We start from the raw sequence: 22,431 nt of genomic DNA, 5'->3' as shown, positions 1-22,431 counted from the left end.
GAGGACAGCTTACGAAAAAAAAGAAGTGTCTTATCGACAATGGGAGGGAGCAAGGCGATGAATGTTGAACGATTTATTGAAGCGAGGAAACAGGCGGGCTTCTCGCAGCAAGAACTTTCGGAAGGAATCTGTACGCAAGCCACTTTGAGTAAATTTGAAAACAACGGGCAGGCACCGTCCCTCAAAATTTTGATCAAATTGTGTAATCGGATCGGCTTGCCATTGGTCGACTTGTTTTCTTCCATGAATGTCGCAACGACCAAAATCAAAGAAGAATTGGCAAAAGCCGAATTCTACTTGATCACGAGCGAGTATGAACAGTTGGCTGCATTGTTAAGTCAAATCGAAGTGAAGCTGATCGATGAACCAGCATTAAAAGCGCAATATGATTATTTAAAAGGCTTTGAAATGATTTTTAATGAAGCTGCGATTACCGATGTCTTGTTTCAATTCGATCAGTTATTGATGAATGAAACGGCGGAGGAATTGTTTGATTTCTTAGCGTATACTGGGATCGGTTTGGTGTATGCCAGAGAAGAGGAATGGGCAAAGGCTGAGTTTTATGTGACGAAGGTCTTTGAGAAAATTTATACCTATCCGATCAAAACGATCGAAGACACGTGGCGGGTGTTGAACATCGTCTTTCATTGCGGCGTCTTTTATGCCAAAGTCGATGATTTGGAAACTAGTGATACCTTGTTGAATTATGTGTTGGCGATTTGTTCCGACAATCACTTGACCTACTACTTGGCTCGCGCGGCAGCCCAACTGACCGAAAATGCCATTCGTGAACAACAGCCGAAAGAAACAATTTTGGAAATGTTACACGATGCACGAGCATATGCCAAAATCAATAAAAACGTAAAATTACTGGCGCATTTAAAATCGATCGAGGAAACGATCAATTAAAAATATATTTTCGACAAAAAAGCTTTGTTGCTCAAATGCTTGATAGCTAGCAGTCCTTTCGACGAAGGGACTGCTTTTTTGAATTCCTTTTATATAAAAAAATATATAATCGTGTTGACAAAAAAATATATCGGGAGTATTCTTTAATTGTGAAAAAACTAACATAATTTGAGGTATATCGTTTTTAGGAGAAGGGATTTTATGAAGGCAGCAGTGAGAGAAGCCGCTCGCACGATTCAGCGGATGGGCACGTCCATTGAGTTAAAAGTCGCTCATACAGAACCAGAAAGTGTACTGGACGAGCTGGAGACCCAGCTGAAAGGATACGACCATCGCTTTAGTGCCAATGATCCGCGATCGGAATTGAATCAGCTGAATCAGTTGGCAGGACAAAAGGGGCTTGTGCTTGATCCAGAATTGTACCAGCTGATCGAAATCGGCAAACATCATAGCTGTGCTCCCCACAGTCAGCTGAATATTGCCATCGGTCCACTGGTCCAAGCATGGCGCATCGGGTTTGAAGATGCCCGCATCGTATCAAAGACGCAGGTCAAAGAATTGCTTGCGCTAACAGACCCGCAACAGATCCAATTGGCAGCAGGCAAGGTTTTTTTGAAAAAAGCTGGAATGAGGATCGACCTCGGAGCATTAGCAAAAGGCTACATCGCTGATAAGTTACGCACCCTTTGCCAAGCCCGTGGAGCAGCGTATGGATTGATCAACTTAGGCGGAAATATTGTCTGTTTCGGCGCTGCACCAAATCATTCGGACGGGCATTGGCGGATCGGGATCCGAGATCCCAAAGGCGGTCGGGCAGACACCTTGGGCATTCTGCCAATCAAGGACCAAACCGTCGTCACTTCGGGGATCTATGAGCGGGTCTTGACCACCGCTGAAGGAACGTATCATCATTTGATTGATCCTCAGAGTGGCTTTCCCATCGAATGTGGGTATTTGAGCATCACGATCGTTGCAGCGACATCGTTACTGGGGGAAATCTGGACTTCGCGCTTGTTTGGCAAGCCCATTCCAGTTGTTTTGCAAGAGATTCAGCAGCAGCCAGAAATCGAAGGAATCATCGTAACCAAAGAAAATGAAGTCATTGCCTCTAAAGGCATTCAGGCAAGACTTTTAAGATAGCCCAACCAGAAAGGAAGAGACAGGATGAAATTTATCGGATTCGTAGGAACCAATGCCACTCGTTCCACCAATCGCACGTTGTTGCAGTTTATGAAAAAAATGTTTGCCAATGAGGCAGAGATCGAACTAGTCGAGATCAAAGATCTTCCAATGTTCAACAAACCAGAATCAAAGGAGTTGCCCGTACAAGTAACCCAGCTTGCCGAAAAAATCACGGCAGCAGACGGTGTGATCATCAGCACACCAGAATACGATCATGCCGTACCCGCAGCGTTGATCAATGCCCTGAACTGGTTGTCCTATGGAATTTTCCCGTTTGTTGACAAGCCAGTGATGATCACTGGTGCTTCTTATGGGACGTTAGGTTCTTCTCGTGCCCAAGCCCATCTAAGACAGATTCTGGATTCTCCAGAGTTAAAAGCACGGATCATGCCTAGCTCTGAATTTCTATTAGGTCATTCGCTGCAAGCGTTTGACGAGCAAGGCAACTTGATCGATGAAGAGCAGACCCAAAAACTGCAAGGACTGTTCAACGATTTTCTATTATTTGTAAAAATTACCAGCCAGTTGCAGCACGCCCATACCGCCAATCAAAAAGAAGCTGCTGAATTTTCATGGGAAACCATCTAATCGCAAAAGATAGGAGCGTAAAGACAATGAAATTGATCGGAATCGTCGGATCAGCCGCTGAAGTCTCCACCAATCGTCAGCTGCTGAACTTTATCAAAAAGCAATACAAAAAGGAATTCACGTTAGAACTTGTAGAGATCAAAGACTTTCCTCTCTTTAATCAAGAGGAAGATCAAACCCAACGCCCAGCCATCCAGCGTTTGAATCGGCAATTATTGATGGCAGACGGTGTGATCATTGCTACACCAGAGCACAACCATACCGTGACGGCAGGACTGAAAAGCTTGCTAGAATGGCTTTCATTCAAGATCCATCCTCTGGAAAACAAACCAGTAATGATCGTGGGTGCCTCTTACTACGATCAAGGAACTTCAAGGGCCCAGCTGCATCTGCGCCAGATTTTGGACGCACCGGGAGTCAATGCTTTAGTGATGCCAGGAAATGAGTTTTTGTTGGGCAAAGCCAAAGAAGCTTTCGATGAAGCGGGTGATTTGATCGATGCCCGAACGGTTGCTTTTTTGGATGCGACGATCAACAGCTTCTTGCAATTTATCAAAGTCGTTTCTGCCTTAGCGGGTCCTAAACAATTGCCGCCCGAAGACCTCTACGCCACAGGGAAAACCGCAACCACCGTGGAAGGAGTGGATATGTATGATGATCAATGGCTGGAAAAAGCCGCTGAAGCAGTCGGTGCCGTTTCTGGCAATACCTACGTCAAACTAAATCGCGGCTTGCTGACAGTCGATCAGATCAATTACTTCTTAGATTCGATGCCGATGGAATTGACATTTGCCGATAGCAACAACCAATTCTTGTATTACAATCTGCGGGAAGAAGCCCAAAATATGCTGGCAGCACGTGTGCCAGGACAAGTCGGCAATCCATTAGCAAAATGCCATCCTGAAAAATCCTTCAAAAATGTTGAGTGGGTGATCCAACAGCTGCGCAGTGGGGCAACCGACGCGGTTCGGGTCCATGTGCCGAAACAGGTGCCAGAAAAATACATCGTCCACAATTATCAAGCGATGCACGATGAAAACGGCGAATATGCGGGGATCAACGAATACATCCTTGATTTCAAGCCAATCATCGAATGGTATTTGCAACAAACCGGTCAAAAACTTGTCGGCAATGAAGACGCCATTTCCAGTGCTTCTGTGCACCAAGAACCGACCGATGCGGTCACTAGTGCCAGTACTCATGACGCACCTGCAGCAGATGCGGTCACCAGCGCTTCAGTGAAATAAGGGTTGTCTAAAGGGAGAGAAGGAATCGCTAGAAGCATTCGCTTGCAATCAGTTGCCAAGCGAATGCTTCTCTTTTTGCTGCTTTTTCATGAATGAACGGTTTTCTATGAGCGATTGAATTGATCAAGGACATCGTTGCGAGGATTTCGAAAAGTTTCTGAAAAAAATTTGCATATTCATCTTTTGCTCCGTATACTAGTTTAGGACGTTGTTTATAAAACGCTGTATCATCGTACATATTTTTTTGATAGGAGGAATTGCATGAAAGACAAACGAAAAGTCTTGCGTCCGTTAGGATCAGGGTTTGCGATGGCGGTTCCTTTGTTTATAGGGATCCTTGTTCAGGACCCTTTGATAAGTTCTGTGGGGGCGATGGGGGCTTTTTCATACTTAGCTTTTCAACATCGGTCCCTTTTTTATAATCTGCGCGCCATTTTAACCCACGGGGCGGCGTTGCTGCTGGCCTTTATTTTAGGCGCTGGGACAGCACTGATTCCTTGGAGCGCGCCTTTTATTATCGGTGCTTTATCGTTTTCCGCGTTTTTGTTGTCAAAAGTGATGCGGATCCCCAAGCCGGATTATTTCTTCGTGTTGATGCTTTATGCCACCGGCTTTAACTTTCACGCCGCTCATCTTGGAGAAATCTTGCACCACAGTTCCTATTTGCTTTACGGCATCGCAGGCTCATTGCTTGCTGGACTGGTGATTTCGTTAGCTGAACAGCTACCGTTGAAAGAAGAAAAAACGGCCTTTCAACAACTGAGCTTGCACGAGAAATATTCGCTGGCATTATCTCAGCAACCAGAAATGGTCATCAAGGCGCTGCACTTTTCTTTGATATTGTTCATTGCGACCTACATTGCCTATCTGTTGCGGGACAGCAACGGCTATTGGATCTTGATTTCTGCTGCTGCCGTCTTGGCAGGAGAACATATGGAAAAAATCAAAAATCGCACGATTGGTAGGGTACTGGGAGGAATCGTGGGGCTGCTGCTGGGTTTCTTATTGATGTCCTTGCATATGCCCCTTGAAGCGATCGCAGTGGTATTGATCATTCTAAACATATTGACGGAGTTTTTTATGCCAGTCAATTATACCGTTGCTAATTTTTTTACCAACCCGCAAGTCCTGCTGTTAATGACCATCGGTACTAGTTTTACGCCGCTGAAATTGATCCCATTGCGTTTTTCAGGGGCATTGATCGGCAGCGTGCTGGCAATGCTGTTGATCTTTCTAATGGATTGGGCAGTAAAGCAAATGGAGCAAGCACTGGGAAACAAACCAGAAGACACGACGGATCAAACACAATAGAATGCACCATCATCGATAAGCAAGAGCAGCAGCTCTTGCTTTTTTTTGCCTTTGATCCTCTATCTAAACGTTATCTCCATCGGATAGGAAAAATAAGGGAAATATGAAATAATCGAGCAAAGGTTCCTATTTTGAAATAGAAGCGTTTACATTTTTGCAAAATAAAGTGGCAGAAACATCTACTTTTTTTGTTGTAAGCGAAATCATATACTCAAATCAGAGAAGGAGAGAAAGTTGTGAAAAAACGAATCGTAGATGTTTTGCATCGCCTGTTGGTGACTGATTATCCACTATCCATCGAGCAACTGGCAGAAGAGACCGCAGCCAGTGGGCGGACGATCCGCAATGATTTGAATGAGATCAACACGTTTCTTGCTGACTTACACATCGGACCGATCCAAACCCTTCGAGGAAAGGGCATCCTTTTGAAACTGACCTCGAAACAGCAAGCCATTGTTTGGCAGGCATTACACGCACAACAGTCGGAATATATGACCCGTGAAGAGCGTCGTTTTGATCTGCTGCTGCATCTGACATTTTCAAAAGAGATCCTGGTGTTGAATAAAAAAGAAGAAGCGTACCAGATATCAAAAAGCAGTATGGATGAAGACATGCGCCGTTTGCGGGCGGACATCAATAAATATGGCATTGAGATCATCAGCCTAGGAAAAAAAGGACTGCGGTTGAATGGATCGGAACGAGCGATTCGGACGATGATTTTTGACATCATCAATCAGCGGATCGGTAGGTTGCCACTTGATAAACAGACCCCAGATTTAGTCTTTACGAAATTGCTTTATCGCTATTTGCCGCAAAAAGAAATCAAACAGATCCAACTAGTGATGCAAGCAGTGTTGCCGCCAAATCAAAATGAGTTGTATAGCAGCCAAATCTTATTGTTTACCGCCATTTGGCTGATGCGTATCAGAATGAAGGAATTTATCACTCGCATGAACTGGTCTACTTCCAGCAATCAGCTCCAAGGGTCAGCCTATATTCAGGCGATCGCTGAAACCTTTTCGATCCAGCCACCAGAAATCGAAGTCAACTATCTTTCTTTCATCATCGAGTCACTGAACTTTAAAGATTTGTCCAATTCCATCGAATGGGCGCATGCGCAACTTTTGTCGCTGCAGCTGATTCAATTTGTCGAATGCCAAACCAAGATCCCTTTTAGTAAAAAGGAAGAAGAGCTGTTAGAGGGGTTGTATAAACATATGGCCGCGCTGATCGTTCGAGCCAAGAGCGGCATTCAAGTACCCAATCCGATCAAAGAGACCGTTCGCAAAAATTATGGACAAATCTACCAAGCCGTCAAGGGCTTCGCCCCCACGATCGAAGAGATCGTCGGTCAACCACTATCAGAAGATGAACTGACATTTCTCGTGATCCATTTTTCTACAGCCCTAAGTTCATTGAACCACGAAATCATTACGAGCTATAAGGCGGTCGTCGTCTGTAACCATGGAATGGCAACCGGCAATCTGCTGGCAGCCAGCCTCAAGGAGAAGTTTCCAGAAGTAGAAGTTGCGGCAGTCTTGAATTCACAAGAAGTCAATTTGATTACGAAATTCGATGTGGATCTGGTTTTTTCAACCTATGAGATCGATTATCGAGAAAAGCCGGTATTATTGATCCCACCGATCATCAATGAAGAAAATCACCAAGTGATCCGCCGTTTCTTAAACAACAATGAACAATTCAAGCGGATCGCCTTTGACCAAAAAAATGCCACACTGTTCTTCAATCAGTTGCTTACAGTGATTGAAGAAAGCGGCGGGACAGTCGATGCTGTCGCCTATCGCAAATTGACACACTTGTTTGAACAAAATCAATTAGCCATTAATGCAAGGGAGATTCAGCCAATGTTAAAAGATGTTTTATCCGCTAATCATATTCAATTAAACGTTCCTGTTCAAAATTGGGAAGAAGCCATTGAACGCTCTGCGCAGCCGCTACTAAAAGAACAGATCATCGAAAAACGCTATATCGAGGCAATGGTTGCGGCGGTGGAGGAATACGGTCCTTATATCGTCATTGGCAAACATTTGGCGCTGGCGCATGCACGACCAGAAGATGGCGCCCAGCAGCTGGGTGTGAGTGTCCTCACCTTGGCACCGCCAGTCGCATTTGGCAACCCAGAAATGGACCCCGTCAAAATCATTTTTTGCTTGGCTGCGGTGGACTCCTACTCTCATCTTGCCATCATGAAGGAATTGATCGAACTGATCAATGATGAAGAAAAAGTCACGCAGTTGCTGGCTTGCTCTACGATTGAAGCGTTTCAATCATTGCTATTTTCATAAAAAACAAGAAAAGGGGAAAAAATCATGAACAAATTATCGATCTTATTCGTATGCGGTGCAGGTCTTGGCAGCAGCTTTGCGGCTCAGATGTCAACAGAAGATGTCTTAACGAAATTAGGAGTGGAGGCGAAATTGGATCATGTCGATATCTCATCAGCGGTATCAATGAAACCAGACATCATCATTACGGCAGAGAATTTCCGAACGCAATTTGAAAAGTTTGCCTTGGACCCGACAACCGCAATCATTTATTTACGCAACATCGTTTCCAAACCAGAAATCGAAGAAAAAATCACTCCAGTATTAAAGGAAAAAGGCGCACTGTAAGGAAGAGGCATGACGAAGGGAGTTTGAAAAAATGGGCATCATCAATTTTATCATTGATAATATTTTAACGCAGGCATCGATCACGATCGCTTTGATCGCGATGTTAGGGCTGCTGCTTCAGAAAAAGTCAGCAGGTCAAGTCATTTCAGGAAGTTTGAAGACGCTATTGGGCTTCCAGGTTTTAAGCGCTGGTTCTAGCATCATCGTCGGTAGTTTGACCTATTTCGGCGAGATTTTCACAGAAGGATTCGACATGCAAGGCATAATTCCTTCCATTGAAGCCATCAACGGGCAAGCGATGAATGAGTTGGGATTGGGTCGGGACATAGCGCTGACATTTTTAGCCATCTTTGTTTTTAATATTTTATTGGCACGCTTTACAAAATGGAAATATATTTTCTTAACGGGTCAAGCCATTTTATGGATGGCGACCATGACGACGGTCTTTGGCTATTTCGCTGGTTTACGGGGCGTTGTCTTGATTCTTGTCGGTGGATTGATTGGGGCGATCTTTGCCGTAGCGATGCCAGCGATGGCTCAGCCCATCATCCGCAAAGTCACTGGGTCAGACGACATTGCTCTCGGACATTTCTGTACGATCGGCTACCTCTTTGAAGCAGGCGTTGCCTATCTGTTTGGAGAAAGAGGCGAGAAGAAAAAATCGATCGAAGACATCAAACTGCCACGTTCTTTTGAATTTTTACAAGATACCTATCTTTCTGTCATGGTCGTGATGGTTCCACTGTATATCGTGACGGTCTTGTTTGCTGGAGAAACCTTTGCTTCTACGCTCTCTGGTGATCAAAATTACATCATGTATGCCTTCTTGCAAGCCATTCAATTCGTGGTTGGGGTCTATGTTTTGCTAGCTGGCGTTCGGTTGCTCTTAGGCGAGATCGTCCCTGCGTTTCGTGGGATCGCCATGAAATTGGTGCCTGATGCAAAACCAGCACTTGATTGCCCAGTATTCTTCCCATATAGCCCCAATGCAGTTATTTTAGGCTTCATTACTACAACGATTGGGACAGTCATCGCCATGTTCGTTTTACCAGTCTTTGGCTTGGCGATGATCTTGCCAGGGATGCTGACGAACTTCTTTGCAGGCGGTACCGCTGGGATCTTCGGCAATGCGGTCGGTGGACGTCGAGGGGCGATCATCGGAGGGATCTTTCACGGCTTCTTCATTACGTTACTGCCAGCCCTACTTGTAACGATCTTCAATCAAATGGGCTTTGTTAACGCTACGGCAACTGATGTGGATACCGTTACGGCAGCCTTGCTATATGCTTGGATCATCAGTCCCTTATTGAAAAACTTTTAATCGCTAGGAGGAAGACCTATGTTCTCTTTTTTCAAAAAAGAAAAAAAGCCCACAGAAACACCAGCGGTTCCTTTGACCGCTGAAGAAAGCCAAGAGGCAGAAGCGCTTATTGCAAATCTAGAAAGTCAGTTGCAAGCAGAAACCGACATCGACGAACAAGCAAAATTGTATGAAGCGTTAGGCTTAGCGCAGGCAAAACTTTCCCGCACAGAAGAAGCGATCAACGCATTGGAAAAAAGCTTGCAGGCGAAAAAATCGATCGGGGACGGCTACAAAAAACTGATGTCCCTTTACAATGCTCAGCGTGCCGCCGCCGCACGAAACGGCGACGATGCAAAGATCGACTATTACATGGACAAAATGGAAGAAATGCGGCAAATCGCCAAACAACTTACGATCAGCGGCAATTAAACTAGACGAGGTGGAATCAAGGATGTATACAACATTAAAAGAAGTAACGAAAACAGCAGAAGCATTGAATTTTACAGTGGGGGCTTTTAATACCCATAATTTAGAAATGCTGCCAAGTATGCTGCGGGCAGCCAAAGAGATGGGGGCACCCATCATCATTCAAACAAGTATCGATACGGCGAAATACATCGGCTATGATGTCTTGGTCAATGTCGTCAAAACGATTGCCGATCACGAGCTAGTAGATGCTGTCTTGCATTTGGATCATGCCAGAGATTTCGATGAGATCAAAGCGGCGATTGATAGCGGCTATAGCTCGGTGATGTATGATGGCTCGCATTTGCCCTTCAAAGAAAACATTTTGAAGACGCGCGCAGTCGTCGAATACGCTCATGCTCATGGGGTGTCCGTCGAAGGAGAACTAGGAACGATCGGCGGCACAGAAGAAGGCATTCATGTGGAAGAAGACGATAAAGTCTTCACACGCCCAGAAGATGCGGTAGAATTTGTTGCTGCTACTGGCGTCGATGCGCTAGCCATCGCTATCGGAACCAATCACGGTCAATTCCGCTCCAAAACCGAAGTGAATGTTGAGTTATTGAAGGAGATTCATGCAGTCGTCGACGTGCCGCTAGTCATTCATGGAGGAACTGGCGTCAAAGAAGAAGATTATCCTGAATTGATCAATAACGGCATTCGCAAGTTTAATGTAGGTACTGAATTGTTGGTCAATTGGACGAAGATTGCGAAAGAAAATTTTGGGGCAACGGAAGTCAACAAATCTTTGCGCCACAACGTGATCCCATCCAATGAAGCCATCAAAGAAATCGTCAAGCACAAGATCGGCCTTTTCATGAATACGAAAGCGCCGACTGCGATCGGCAAATAGATGGTACGCAAAAAGATGCTTGTTTTATTAGCAGGCAGCCCTGGAACTGGAAAAAGTTATTTACTGAATCTGTTGAAGACACGTTTTCCTGATCTTTTCGCTCTTACGCCAGATGAAATCAAAGAGTGCTATGCCGAATCCCTCGGCTTTGATTCATTGGCAGAAAAAGCCCAGATCGAAAAGCAGTATGTTTGGCCTTTTTACTATCAGGCATTGGGCTTGTACATGTCTTTAGGAAAACGCTTGGTGGTCTCGGAATACCCTTTTAGTGAAAAACAGAAGCCCTTGCTAACTTTTCTCGCCCAAAGCTATGGTTATGAGTGCTTGACCATTCGTTTGACTGCTTCTTTTGAAACCTTATGGGAAAGACGTCACTTACGTGATCGAGCGGATGACCGTCATTTGAGTTTCATCATGGAACGGTACCATTACGGGGATGTACTGGAAGATAGACAAGCTGCAACCAACCATATAACCAAAGAAGCGTTTCGGCAAATCATCACTGATCGCCGTTACGATGACTTTCAGTTAGGAGCGCTTATCGAAGTCAATGTGGAAGATTACGAGCAAGTGGATTATCGCCCGTTGATCGAGAGAATCGCTGAACAACTCAATGACTTAAATTGAAGAAAAACAGGCGCTACACCTGAAAAGGGCAGCGTCTGTTTTTTTAGTCTAAGCCCAAAAATTTCGAAGTTCCTTGGTTTTGGACTTGGAGGATTTCGGCTAATACTTTGGCATCAAATTGTCCCTCTTTATTGGCGGAATAGACATTGACCTTGAGCTGGTAATCGGGCAAAGCATAGTTTTCAAGACTTGCTTCAAGCTGCGCGACCGCTTGTTTCGAGAGTGGTTCACCGACGAGTTTTAATTCAAGGGATTGTTTCTGCTCATTAAGTGTTTGCTCCAGCAAATAATGTTCCCCCAGTTTGGCTTCTACAAAACGCTTGGCATGGTATTCCACGATGGTCGTTTGGATCGTCGTATAAACGAAGAAACTCCCAATGACCGTGATCGGTAAGGCAACCACGGCAAACTTCCACCATTTTTGGTGACGGAAATCCCCATACTGCAACAGCCAGATGGTAATGAACAAGGAAAAACAAATCAAAAAGGAATTGGTGAAGAAGAGTTGAGCAGACTCCCATGAAATCGAATAGTCTTTGATCGACAGCCCATAACCCGTCACACAAAGCGGCAAAATCAGGGACGTCCCGATGGAGACGCCGATAATAACATCGTTGTCGCGGCCCCTGACTTTGGCAAAAGCCAGTGCTGAACCACCGATCAATGCGACGCAAATATCCCAAATCGTCGCAGACGTTTGGGTGATGATCTCAGGTGTTGTGTCTTTGACTGGCGTGAGTAAGAAAAAGGCAAATGAGATGATAAGTACGATGATGACTTGGATGCTAAAGACCAGCAGTCCTTTTTTAACCAAACGTAAATGGGAAAGACCTAAACCAAAGCCGATCCCGTTGATCCCATTTAAAAGTGGCGAAATTAACATCGCCCCGATAATCGTTGTCGTAGAGTTGTAGTTCAAACCAATCGAAGCAATCAGCGTTGCACAAACTAAAAGTGCATAGACGAGCATCGTTTGGTCCATATCTTTTTGAATTTTTCCAATCAATTGTTCTTTGGAAACTAAATCAGGCGTTAAGTTCACCTTCATCATCCTTTCTGAGAAAAATCGTTCTGCTCTTTTCATTGTCCCTTAAATCGGCCGATTTTACAAAAATCTGCGTCTATCACGTGATGATAGCAACGAGAATTCAATGATTGGGTTGCCAATCTTTTGCAAAACCGCCGAATTCCTCTAGAATAAGAAGCATAACAGAGAAATGGAAAAGGCGGGGAATGGATGAAAGATTATTTTGCGCAATACAAACGCCTGTTATCGATCGCTGAAGCAGGTTTGTACTATGGCAAAGATGTCTACGATAAGGAACGTTACCAAGAGATCAAAGAGTTGGCATTGCATTTGATGAGTACCGTCGTGGATCAAGACGCAGCTGCGTTGACCCTTTTAACAGAAAAAAATGAGGGCTATCCTACGCCCAAAGTCGATGTACGAGCATTGATCCAAAAAGGCGAAAAAATCTTGCTGGTGGAAGACAGCCTAACGAAAGAATGGTCACTGCCAGGAGGCTATGCAGAAATTGGCTTGACACCACGGGAAAACATCAAAAAAGAAGTGCTGGAAGAAACTGGCTTACTCGTTGAGGTCAAGGAGCTGCGAGCAATTTTTGATACGAATCTAAGACCAGACATTCCGCAAGTGTTTCAATACTATAAGCTGGTCTTTGCCTGTGATGTTTTGGCAGGGGACTTCATCAAAAACAGTGAAACCTCCAACAGCGATTACTTTTCGTTGAAGGAGCTGCCGAAGCTTTCCATCAAGCGCACCACCAAGGAACAACTGGAGCAATTGGTGAATGAGAAGTCGTTACACGTTGATTAAAAACAGCTAAGGGTAAGATGTTGGAAAAAGCGTTTTATTGGTTTTTTTAACTGGATAATATTTACTTGCAGATAAAGTTGGTTTATGATTGATTTCGTCGTTTTCATTATAAAAAATCAAGCAATGGCGACACCTTTGCTTGATTGCTGGAGGAGTAAAAATGAAGAATCAAATCAATTCCTTTTTTGGGCTGGATGCCTTACAAACAACGGTCAAACGAGAAATCTTAGCTGGTTTTACCACCTTTATCTCGATGGCCTATATTTTATTCGTCAATCCAACGGTCCTTGGGGCATCTGGGATGGACGAAGGTGCCGTCTTTACGGCAACGGCGTTAGCCAGCGCATTGGGCTGTATTTTGATGGGAGTTTTAGCAAAATACCCGATCGCTACGGCACCCGCATTAGGAATCAACGCCTTCTTTTCTTATTCAGTCTGTATTGGAATGGGGGTTCCATGGCAAACAGCATTAGCGGGTGTGTTTGTGGCATCACTGATTTTCATCGTGATCACGATCTTCAAATTACGGGAACTGATCATTGATGCGATCCCTGCTGATTTAAAATATGCCATCTCTGGCGGGATCGGTCTGTTCATCGCCTTTTTGGGATTGAGCGAAGGCGGGATCATCGTTTCTGACGATTCGACCCTTGTGGCGCTAGGTTCATTGAGTGTTGGTACGACGTGGCTGACGATTTTTGGTTTAGTGATCACTGCCGTCTTGATGGTTCGCCGAGTTCCTGGCGGAATTTTTATCGGGATGGCCGCAACAACTGTTTTAGGTCTTTTGACTGGCTTGATCCAAGCACCATCCAGTATCGTTTCTGCTGCACCAAGTATTTCGTCCACATTCTTAGTGGCGCTCAACCATGTTGGAGACATCAACTCCCTGCAAATGTGGGTCGTGGTGCTGACTTTCTTACTCGTCACTTTCTTTGATACCGCAGGCACCTTGGTGGGACTTGCCAATCAAGCTGGTTTCATGAAAGACAACAAAATGCCACGAGTCGGCAAAGCACTTGCTTCTGACTCCACTGCCATGCTCGCCGGTTCTTTATTAGGGACCTCACCAGTAGGGGCGTATGTGGAATCTTCCGCTGGGATCGCCGTGGGCGGTCGTTCTGGCTTGACTGCTGTGACGACTGGAATTTTCTTCTTGTTCGGCTTGTTCTTTTCACCATTGCTATCCGTTGTCACTTCTCAAGTGACGGCACCAGCACTGATCGTCGTAGGTGTGCTGATGGCACAATCGCTACGAGAGATCAAATGGCACGAAATGGAAATCGCAATCCCAGCCTTCTTGATTCTACTAGGCATGCCGTTGACCTACAGCATCTCCGATGGGATCGCCTTGGGCTTCATCTTTTACCCAATCACCATGTTAGCAGCCAAACGCGGCAAAGAAGTCTCACCGATCATGTACGGCTTGTTCTTTGTCTTTCTTGGGTTTATGTGGATTTTGAATGTGTGAGGGACAATTTAAGAGTAGGAATTGTATTCCTATATGAAATGAAAAAACAGTCAAGCTTGAGGCTTGGCTGTTTTTTTATTTGGAATAATTGGTAAATAGATGTGAACATTGATTTTTAAAATGTCTATATGATAGTACGTATGATTGAGGATTTTCTATTCAATCAGAAATAGTCAGAGTTATGTTCTAACTACTCTTGAGAAGAACGCTACTTCTCAATAAAAAAGTGAATTGATTATATATCAAATTATGGATTCGATTTTCAACTTATAATTTTTCACCATATTTAGCTTTAAGGTGAAATATAAAATATCCTGAGAGATGTTGTTTCAGTTTTCCATTCTTATTTTTTTACAATTTCTTCAACTGATCTATTTCATTATAATATCTTGTTAAAATTGTGGTAGCTGTTTAATATACTGTTTGGCTTCGCTTTAATTATTTTTAAATTATCATTAAATAGAAATAGTTTATAGGAAATGGATATTTTTAGCTTATTTTTTCAAATATCATAGATCAAATAAGGTATGATTAAATGAATATACAATGTTAAGATAGGTATAGTGATTTTGATTTGAATTGGAGGTGTGTAGATGAAAAACTTACAACTGAAGTTTATTGCTGACCCGACAACTGTTCGTTGGTTTCGGATACTAAACCTTTTTGAACGCACTCAAATAGCGACCAAAGGCCAATTAGCTAAACTAAATGAAGTTTCTGAACGGACGATTTTAACTGATATAAACAAGTTAAAAGAATATTTTTCTGATAGTGCTAAAATTGTTTCAACCAATAATGGCTATCTTTTCGAAAAAAAGAATTCCCTACGATTTATTGAACAAAAAGAAAAGCTATTGCAAAATGAAATTCTGTTTGAATTGTTAGGGAATATTTTCTATGGTGAACTAGAGGATGTAGCGGAATTGATTGACCGTTTTCACCTTTCTGAAACGTCTTTTCGACGCTATTTGAGACGAATTGAGCCGGTTCTTAAAGAATACGGCTTAAAACTATCACTTACTCCAATTGATTTAAAAGGTGATGAAGCAAACATCCGAAAATTTTTCAAAGACTTTTATTATGAAGGAGAAATGACCCCTCACACGTTGGTTCCTCCTAAAGAGATTCATGGATTAATCTATCAGACTTTTTTATCGAAGTTAACTGAAGCATCAGTTGGAACAGGTACTTCGCCGATTGAATTTTATTACAGTCTATATATTGCTATTGAGCGAGTACGACAAGGAAAAACAATCAAAGTTCCATCAAAGCTTTATAAAAATGTAATGAATAGCAAGGACTCCAATAATCTACTTTTGATCCAGCAAAGAATTCAAAAGAACTATCAAGTTGAATTAGGAGTAAACGAGCTTTGTTGGTTATATTTAGCTACTATTGCCAAGCGTCCTTTTGATCGAGTCGATCAAGATAAACTATTTTGTGAACTGTTACAATTAAATGATTCTTTAACTGTTCTAACGGAAAATTATCTAAAAAACTACTTTCCAGAATTACACACAACCGAACTATTTTGGGTTTTCGACGCTTTTTTCCTTTCGAGATATATCAATCACTTGATTTCTCCGGTCCAAAATAAAATAATGTCTGAGATTATAGAAAAAACCAAGTTTGAATGTAAGGAATCATACATGAAAAATCGCCATTTTCTGCGCTCCTTTCTATCTAAATTAGATTTAACAGAAGACTTTTTGGAAGATATGGCGACTAGCTTAACATTGCTATCAGAAAGACTGCGGGAACAATGGTTATATAAAAGGAAGAAAATTGTTTTTTTATTAGAAGGCGATCTATATGTTTGTCAAATGATAAAATCTCGAGTTTTTCAATATTTTGGTGATCGGCATCAAATCTTTTTCATTACGATTCCTGCTTTGACGGAAGATTTTTTGAATCAAGAAGATATTGATCTAGTTGTCACGAATTATAGTGAATATCTATCAGAGTATAATCTAAGTACCAACTGGTTACTATTAAAAACAGTACCTGATAAACAGGACTGGGAACTATTATTCAGAACAGTCGAACCTCAAATGTTCGAACTTATAAAATAATTAAATAATAAACATATTTTAAGTCTATTCAAAAGCAGGGAAAGCCTTTTGAATAGGCTTTTTTATGCTGTATTTCCCCCCAGGGTGAAAAATACGATTTTTGTATTCAAAAGCAACCTTATATACTCTTCTTTAGAACTTAGTATCCTTTTATGACTATGCGGGTTCGAAGGTGACTGCCTGAATAATAAATGATCATGATTTGAGAAATTGAAGCGAAAAGAATAGGAGTGTTAGGAAAGTGATACGCAAGTTAGGGTATATTATGTTGGTCATTACAATGGCATTAGGACATCCCATCACTGTATTAGCAAATACAGTTGTAGATGTTTCCCAAAATGACAGGGTTAAAAATAATCAGGAAATGACGGATCTTTCTATTGGTGAAGCTTTTACAGCTGAAGAAACGGAGGGAATTACGGAGCAGTTTGAAGAGAGTCGATTGACAGATGCGGAACAATCGACGCTATCTACTGAAGACAGTTTAGATACTACTGAATCTGTGGACCCTAGCGAAACAGAAAGCAGTATAGAGGCAGAAACATCTGAAAGCTCTTCTAAGGATGAATCCAGTGAAGCTAGTTTAGATAGTAAGGCGGAAGTCAATCAAGAGGAATCAGAAGAAGTGGCTGAAGGTCTATGGGGAACCGTTCCTTGGACATGGGATGAGGAAACGAAAACAATTGCGTTAGAAGAAGGGGCAGCCGGCACGTCAGCCACAGCACCTTGGAAAACCTACACGAATGTTGTTCAAATTTCTGTTAATGGCAAGGTTATTTTTCCAGAAGACGTTTCATGGTTGTTTGGATCACCGCAAGCGCAAGCAGCAGAACGTCTAACAGATTTGCTGACGATTGAGCATGCAGGAAATATCGATGTGTCAAATGTGACAAACATGGATCGCATGTTTCATGGCGTTACTACACTAAAAAATATTGATGTATCAAATTGGAATGTATCGAATGTGACGGACATGAATGGAATGTTTGGACAAACCAGATCTTTAGCAAGCTTAGATGTGTCAAATTGGGATGTATCAAATGTACAAAATATGGGAGGAATGTTTAATTCAGCAGAGTCTTTAACGAGTTTGGATGTTGCAAGTTGGGACGTATCAAGCGTGACGAATATGCGTAGCATGTTTGGTCTAGCCAGATCCCTATCCGACTTAGACCTTTCAAACTGGGATGTTTCCAGTGTAACTGATATGGGCTTGATGTTTAATGCGGTTAACTCTCTCACAAGCTTGGATCTTTCACGTTGGGATGTTTCGAGTGTAACAAACATGTCGAATATGTTTGGAATAGCGACTTCATTAGTTACTATTGACGTGTCAAACTGGGACGTGTCGAATGTCACATCGATGCTGAGTATGTTCAGTTCGGCTAGAGCGTTAACGAGTCTTGATCTTTCGAGCTGGGATGTAACGAATGTTACAAATACGAATAATATGTTTGACATGACCCAATCGTTACGTGAACTGACCTTAGGTGAGAAATCTATTTTTGCTTCAAACGTAAGATTGCCAAGAATCAACGCAGGTCTACCCTACTCTGGAAGATGGATAGAGCGTATCAATGATGAGGGGGATAACGGTTCAACTCCAGTAATTTATGCTTCATCTGATGAGTTTATGAATCAGTATGATGGCAGTAACCCAGGGACATATGTTTGGGAAAGGTTAATCTCAGCACCAGTGACTATACGTTATGAAGATACCGAAGGGAATGAGTTATCTGAACCAGACATGCTAGATGGGGAGGTAGGAGAACGATACATAAGTGAGCCCAAAGAGATTCCCGGTTGGTCTGTTGTAGAAACACCAGCCAATGCATCAGGTAGATTTACTGAAGAAGAACAGGAAGTCATTTATGTCTATGAGCGATCAGACTCATTAGTCAGAGGAACATGGGGAACCGTTCCTTGGACATGGGATGAGGAAACTCGAACAGTTGTGCTAGAAGAAGGAACAGCTGGCACGCCAGCCACATCCCCTTGGCGAATAACTTATAGAAATGTTACTCGAATTGTTGTAAATGGTACGGTCATTTTTCCAGCCAATTCAGCCTATATGTTTTCTGGTCATACCCTTGATACACGATTAACAAGTCTGGAGACTATCGAGAATGCAGAGAAAATCGATGTCTCGAATGTAACAAACTTTGGTTACATGTTTCATAGCGCTAGCGCATTACGTTCAGTGAACGTTTCAAATTGGGATACATCTAATGGAACAATCATGAACTATATGTTTAATGGAAACAGCAGCTTAACTGAATTGGACGTTTCAAATTGGGATACCTCCAATGTCACTGGTATGTTCTTTATGTTTCAAAATGTGAATCAGTTAACCGAGCTGGATGTCTCGAATTGGGAAACAGGTAATGTTACGAATATAAATAATATGTTTAATGGTGTTAGAAGAGTGACCAAGTTGGATGTCTCAAACTGGGATACCTCTAAAGTCGAAGGAATGCAGGGGGTCTTTCAAAATACTGCTAGTTTAACAGAAATCGATGTCTCGAATTGGGATACCTCTAAAGTAAAACGAACAGACTATATGTTCTATAATAATTTGACCGGTGATTGGGTCAGTAAATTGACTACGATTGATGTTTCAAATTGGGATACTTCAAATATAGAAAACATGATGAGTATGTTTGGGGGAGCAAGAAACTTACTTCATTTAGATGTGTCAAATTGGGATACCTCAAGCGTTACCAGTATGTTTAACTTATTTGAAGTAACACCGAAAATAGAAGAATTGGATTTATCAAATTGGGACACCACAAATGTTGGTTCTTCTAGTTCTGCATTTGCTGTTGCTAGTGGGATGTTTAGAGGAATGAATGGACTCAAAAGATTACATTTAGGAGATAAGACGACCTTTTTACATCTAGCAGAAAATCTCCGTCCTACTTTGCCAGAGAATGTGATGCCTGCTGAACTGTATACAGGTAATTGGATCTTTGAAAAAGACCTTGAGGGGAATCTTTCCACCGAACATTTAACCCTGACACCAACTAACTTTTTTCATGAATATGACGGAAGCAAGACTGGTACTTATGTGTGGGAAAAAAAGGAAGCACAACCAGTTACAGTTCGATATGAGGATGTCGATGGGAATCCACTGTCGACTGAGACAATTTTAAACGGTACGATAGGACTTCCTTATGAAACTGAAGCAAAGGAAATACCAGGGTGGTTCTTGACAGAAACACCGAGTAACGCTTTTGGAACATTTACCGCAGAACCTCAAGAAGTGATCTATGTTTATGATCGCTCCGATGCGGCATCAGTGACGGTCAAGTATGAGGATACCGAAGGAAAGCAACTGTCGGAACCAACGATTTTAAGCGGGAAAGTTGGTCTACCATACGAAAGCGAGCCAAAAGAAATCCCTGGTTGGTATGTGCCAGAAACTCCGAGTAATGCTCATGGGATTTTTGGCGAAGAAGCGCAGGAAGTGATTTATGTTTATGCTCGATCGGATGCAGCACCTGTAACAGTCAAATATGAAGATGCCGAAGGAAATCAATTGTCAGAACCTACGATTCTAAGCGGGAAAGTTGGTCTACCATACGAAAGCGAACCAAAAGAAATCCCCGGTTGGTATGTGCCAGAAACGCCAAGTAATGCTCATGGAATTTTTGGCAAAGCCCCACAGGAAGTGATCTATGTTTATGCTCGATCGGATGCGGCACCTGTAACAGTCAAATATGAAGATGCCGAAGGAAATCAATTGTCAGAACCTACGATTCTAAGCGGGAAAGTTGGTCTACCATACGAAAGCGAACCAAAAGAAATACCTGGTTGGTATGTGCCAGAAACGCCAAGTAATGCTCATGGAATTTTTGGTGAAGACCCACAGGAAGTGATCTATGTTTATGATCGATCGGATGCGGCACCAGTGACGGTCAAGTATGAAGATACCGAAGGAAATCAACTGTCGGAACCGACGATCTTAAGCGGAAAAGTTGGTCTGCCATACGAGAGCGAACCTAAAGAAATTCCAGGCTGGTATGTGCCTGAGACACCAAGCAATGCTCATGGAATTTTTGGTGAAGACCCACAGGAAGTGATCTACCTTTATGATCGCTCTGATTCAGCACCTGTAACAGTCAAATATGAAGATGCCGAAGGAAATCAACTGTCGGAACCGACGATCTTAAGCGGAAAAGTTGGTCTGCCCTACGAGAGCGAACCAAAAGAAATTCCAGGTTGGTATGTGCCAGAGGCACCAAGCAATGCCCATGGGATTTTTGGCAAAGCCCCACAGGAAGTGATCTATGTTTATGCTCGATCGGATGCGGCACCTGTAACAGTCAAATATGAAGATAACGAAGGGAATCAGCTTTCGGAACCAACGATTTTAAGCGGGAAAGTCGGTCTGCCCTACGAAAGCGAACCAAAAGAAATTCCAGGCTGGTATGTGCCTGAGACACCAAGCAATGCTCATGGAATTTTCGGAAAAGAAGCGCAAGAAGTGGTCTATGTCTATGACCGTTCGGATGCAGCACCAGTGACGGTCAAGTATGAAGATACCGAAGGAAATCAATTGTCAGAACCTACGATTCTAAGCGGGAAAGTTGGTCTGCCCTACGAGAGCAAGCCAAAAGAAATTCCAGGTTGGTATTTGCCAGAAACGCCAAGTAATGCTCATGGAATTTTTGGCGAAGCCCCACAGGAAGTGATCTATGTTTACGATCGATCCGATGCGGCACCAGTGACGGTCAAGTATGAGGATACTGAAGGAAATCAACTATCTGAATCAACGATTTTAAGCGGAAAAGTTGGTCTGCCATACGAAAGCGAACCAAAAGAAATCCCCGGTTGGTATGTGCCAGAGACACCAAGCAATGCTCAAGGAATTTTTAGCGAAGACCCACAGAAAGTGATCTATGTTTACGACCGCTCGGATGCGGCACCTGTAACAGTTAAGTATGAAGACACCGAAGGGAATCAACTGTCGGAACCAACGATTCTAAGCGGAAAAGTTGGATTGCCCTATGAAAGCGAACCGAAAGAAATACCTGGGTGGTATGTGCCAGAGACACCAAGCAATGCTCAAGGAATTTTTAGCGAAGACCCGCAGGAAGTGATCTATGTTTACGACCGCTCGGATGCGGCACCAGTGACAGTCAAATATGAGGATACCGAAGGAAATCAACTGTCAGAACCAACGATCTTAAGCGGGAAAGTTGGATTGCCATATGAAAGCGAACCAAAAGAAATTCCAGGCTGGTATGTGCCAGAAACACCGACTAATGCTCATGGAATTTTTAGCGAAGACGCACAGGAAGTAATCTATGTTTACGATCGCTCCCATGCGGCACCAGTGACGGTCAAGTATGAAGATACCGAAGGAAATCAACTGTCAGAACCAACGATCTTAAGCGGAAAAGTTGGTCTGCCCTACGAAAGCGAACCAAAAGAAATTCCAGGTTGGTATGTGCCAGAGGCACCAAGCAATGCCCATGGGATTTTTGGCGAAGACCCACAGGAAGTGATCTACCTTTATGATCGCTCTGATGCGGCACCAGTGATAGTTAAGTATGAGGATACTGAAGGGAATCAACTATCGAAGCCAACGATTCTAACTGGGAAAGTCGACATGCCATATGAAAGCAAGCCAAAAGAAATTTCTGGTTGGACCGTGATGGAAATACCAACCAACGCCTCTGGAACGTTTGCGAATGACGTCCAAAAAGTGATTTATGTCTATCAAAAAGAAGGAAATAATGGTGGACAAACTTCGCCTGAAAAAGAGAATCCAGAAAATGACAAAAGAGATCCTGCAGATCCAAAACTTCCCCATACTGGGGAAATGATGGCGGGGCAACGAATCATGCTCATTGTTGGATCACTACTACTATTAATTACCTTAATCATTATCTTTGACAAAAAGAAAAATAAAGACAGGTAAGACTTAC

General features: G+C 42.9%; 16 protein-coding genes. 15 read left to right on the top strand and 1 reads right to left on the bottom strand.

Annotated features, from left to right (window positions below; translation table 11 throughout):
• Positions 1-57: 57 nt before the first annotated feature.
• The 11 genes from IGJ01_RS11810 to IGJ01_RS11760 all read left to right on the top strand — a co-directional run bounded on the left by IGJ01_RS11810 (position 58) and on the right by IGJ01_RS11760 (position 11,118).
• On the top strand, positions 58-909 hold the full coding sequence (locus tag IGJ01_RS11810; RefSeq protein WP_034878437.1) for a helix-turn-helix domain-containing protein: 852 nt from the start codon (positions 58-60) through the stop codon (positions 907-909).
• Positions 910-1,110: 201 nt separating this feature from the next.
• Positions 1,111-2,049, top strand: coding sequence for an FAD:protein FMN transferase (locus tag IGJ01_RS11805; protein ID WP_005234651.1), 939 nt, complete (start codon positions 1,111-1,113; stop codon positions 2,047-2,049).
• Positions 2,050-2,073: 24 nt separating this feature from the next.
• Positions 2,074-2,679, top strand: coding sequence for an NADPH-dependent FMN reductase (locus IGJ01_RS11800; RefSeq protein ID WP_244732218.1), 606 nt, complete (start codon positions 2,074-2,076; stop codon positions 2,677-2,679).
• A gap of 26 nt (positions 2,680-2,705) precedes the next feature.
• A complete protein-coding gene (locus IGJ01_RS11795) occupies positions 2,706-3,926 on the top strand; it encodes an NAD(P)H-dependent oxidoreductase (protein ID WP_034878439.1) in 1,221 nt (406 codons plus the stop codon).
• A gap of 261 nt (positions 3,927-4,187) precedes the next feature.
• Positions 4,188-5,237, top strand: a complete 1,050-nt coding sequence (locus tag IGJ01_RS11790; protein ID WP_005234658.1) for an FUSC family protein — start codon at positions 4,188-4,190, stop codon at positions 5,235-5,237.
• Between the two features lie 236 nt (positions 5,238-5,473).
• Positions 5,474-7,543 (top strand): BglG family transcription antiterminator, encoded by a 2,070-nt coding sequence (locus tag IGJ01_RS11785; RefSeq protein ID WP_430601111.1) that lies wholly within the window; start codon positions 5,474-5,476, stop codon positions 7,541-7,543.
• Positions 7,544-7,567: 24 nt separating this feature from the next.
• Positions 7,568-7,870: a PTS sugar transporter subunit IIB gene (locus IGJ01_RS11780; protein WP_074932245.1), complete on the top strand. Its 303-nt coding sequence runs from the start codon at positions 7,568-7,570 to the stop codon at positions 7,868-7,870.
• Positions 7,871-7,901: 31 nt separating this feature from the next.
• A complete protein-coding gene (locus IGJ01_RS11775; RefSeq protein WP_008379073.1) occupies positions 7,902-9,191 on the top strand; it encodes a PTS sugar transporter subunit IIC in 1,290 nt (429 codons plus the stop codon).
• A gap of 18 nt (positions 9,192-9,209) precedes the next feature.
• Positions 9,210-9,602, top strand: a complete 393-nt coding sequence (locus IGJ01_RS11770; RefSeq protein ID WP_270787735.1) for a tetratricopeptide repeat protein — start codon at positions 9,210-9,212, stop codon at positions 9,600-9,602.
• Positions 9,603-9,624: 22 nt separating this feature from the next.
• Positions 9,625-10,491 (top strand): class II fructose-bisphosphate aldolase, encoded by an 867-nt coding sequence (locus IGJ01_RS11765; RefSeq protein WP_010747730.1) that lies wholly within the window; start codon positions 9,625-9,627, stop codon positions 10,489-10,491.
• Positions 10,492-11,118, top strand: coding sequence for a zeta toxin family protein (locus tag IGJ01_RS11760; RefSeq protein WP_074932238.1), 627 nt, complete (start codon positions 10,492-10,494; stop codon positions 11,116-11,118). It begins immediately after the preceding gene.
• 43 nt (positions 11,119-11,161) lie between these two features.
• Here the strand turns inward: IGJ01_RS11760 and IGJ01_RS11755 are convergent, their stop codons facing one another.
• Positions 11,162-12,166, bottom strand: coding sequence for a DUF389 domain-containing protein (locus IGJ01_RS11755; protein ID WP_228095031.1), 1,005 nt, complete (start codon positions 12,164-12,166; stop codon positions 11,162-11,164).
• Positions 12,167-12,355: 189 nt separating this feature from the next.
• Between IGJ01_RS11755 and IGJ01_RS11750 the strand changes: the two genes are divergently transcribed.
• The 4 genes from IGJ01_RS11750 (at position 12,356) to IGJ01_RS11735 (ending at position 22,424) form a co-directional block, all read left to right on the top strand.
• Positions 12,356-12,955: an NUDIX hydrolase N-terminal domain-containing protein gene (locus IGJ01_RS11750; RefSeq protein WP_115232071.1), complete on the top strand. Its 600-nt coding sequence runs from the start codon at positions 12,356-12,358 to the stop codon at positions 12,953-12,955.
• 160 nt (positions 12,956-13,115) lie between these two features.
• Complete coding sequence (locus tag IGJ01_RS11745) at positions 13,116-14,426, top strand: NCS2 family permease (RefSeq protein ID WP_081116571.1); 1,311 nt, start codon at positions 13,116-13,118, stop codon at positions 14,424-14,426.
• Positions 14,427-15,019: 593 nt separating this feature from the next.
• A complete protein-coding gene (locus IGJ01_RS11740; RefSeq protein ID WP_430601110.1) occupies positions 15,020-16,498 on the top strand; it encodes a helix-turn-helix domain-containing protein in 1,479 nt (492 codons plus the stop codon).
• Between the two features lie 241 nt (positions 16,499-16,739).
• On the top strand, positions 16,740-22,424 hold the full coding sequence (locus IGJ01_RS11735; protein ID WP_430601109.1) for a MucBP domain-containing protein: 5,685 nt from the start codon (positions 16,740-16,742) through the stop codon (positions 22,422-22,424).
• The last annotated feature ends 7 nt before the right edge of the window (positions 22,425-22,431 follow it).

It is taken from the genome of Enterococcus sp. AZ089, from assembly GCF_050547225.1.
GTDB classification, from domain to species: Bacteria; Bacillota; Bacilli; order Lactobacillales; family Enterococcaceae; genus Enterococcus_D; species Enterococcus_D entomosocium.
The sequence above is the reverse complement of the archived record's forward strand: the minus strand, read 5'-3'. Positions and strand labels throughout refer to the sequence as shown.

Coding starts and splice junctions, on each gene's coding strand:
- IGJ01_RS11760 (WP_074932238.1), top strand. CDS start 10,492: ATGGTACGCAAAAAGATGCTTGTTTTATTAGCAGGCAGCCCTGGAACT.
- IGJ01_RS11800 (WP_244732218.1), top strand. CDS start 2,074: ATGAAATTTATCGGATTCGTAGGAACCAATGCCACTCGTTCCACCAAT.
- IGJ01_RS11810 (WP_034878437.1), top strand. CDS start 58: ATGAATGTTGAACGATTTATTGAAGCGAGGAAACAGGCGGGCTTCTCG.
- IGJ01_RS11745 (WP_081116571.1), top strand. CDS start 13,116: ATGAAGAATCAAATCAATTCCTTTTTTGGGCTGGATGCCTTACAAACA.
- IGJ01_RS11765 (WP_010747730.1), top strand. CDS start 9,625: ATGTATACAACATTAAAAGAAGTAACGAAAACAGCAGAAGCATTGAAT.
- IGJ01_RS11740 (WP_430601110.1), top strand. CDS start 15,020: ATGAAAAACTTACAACTGAAGTTTATTGCTGACCCGACAACTGTTCGT.
- IGJ01_RS11755 (WP_228095031.1), bottom strand. CDS start 12,166: ATGAAGGTGAACTTAACGCCTGATTTAGTTTCCAAAGAACAATTGATT.
- IGJ01_RS11790 (WP_005234658.1), top strand. CDS start 4,188: ATGAAAGACAAACGAAAAGTCTTGCGTCCGTTAGGATCAGGGTTTGCG.
- IGJ01_RS11795 (WP_034878439.1), top strand. CDS start 2,706: ATGAAATTGATCGGAATCGTCGGATCAGCCGCTGAAGTCTCCACCAAT.
- IGJ01_RS11780 (WP_074932245.1), top strand. CDS start 7,568: ATGAACAAATTATCGATCTTATTCGTATGCGGTGCAGGTCTTGGCAGC.
- IGJ01_RS11770 (WP_270787735.1), top strand. CDS start 9,210: ATGTTCTCTTTTTTCAAAAAAGAAAAAAAGCCCACAGAAACACCAGCG.
- IGJ01_RS11750 (WP_115232071.1), top strand. CDS start 12,356: ATGAAAGATTATTTTGCGCAATACAAACGCCTGTTATCGATCGCTGAA.
- IGJ01_RS11805 (WP_005234651.1), top strand. CDS start 1,111: ATGAAGGCAGCAGTGAGAGAAGCCGCTCGCACGATTCAGCGGATGGGC.
- IGJ01_RS11775 (WP_008379073.1), top strand. CDS start 7,902: ATGGGCATCATCAATTTTATCATTGATAATATTTTAACGCAGGCATCG.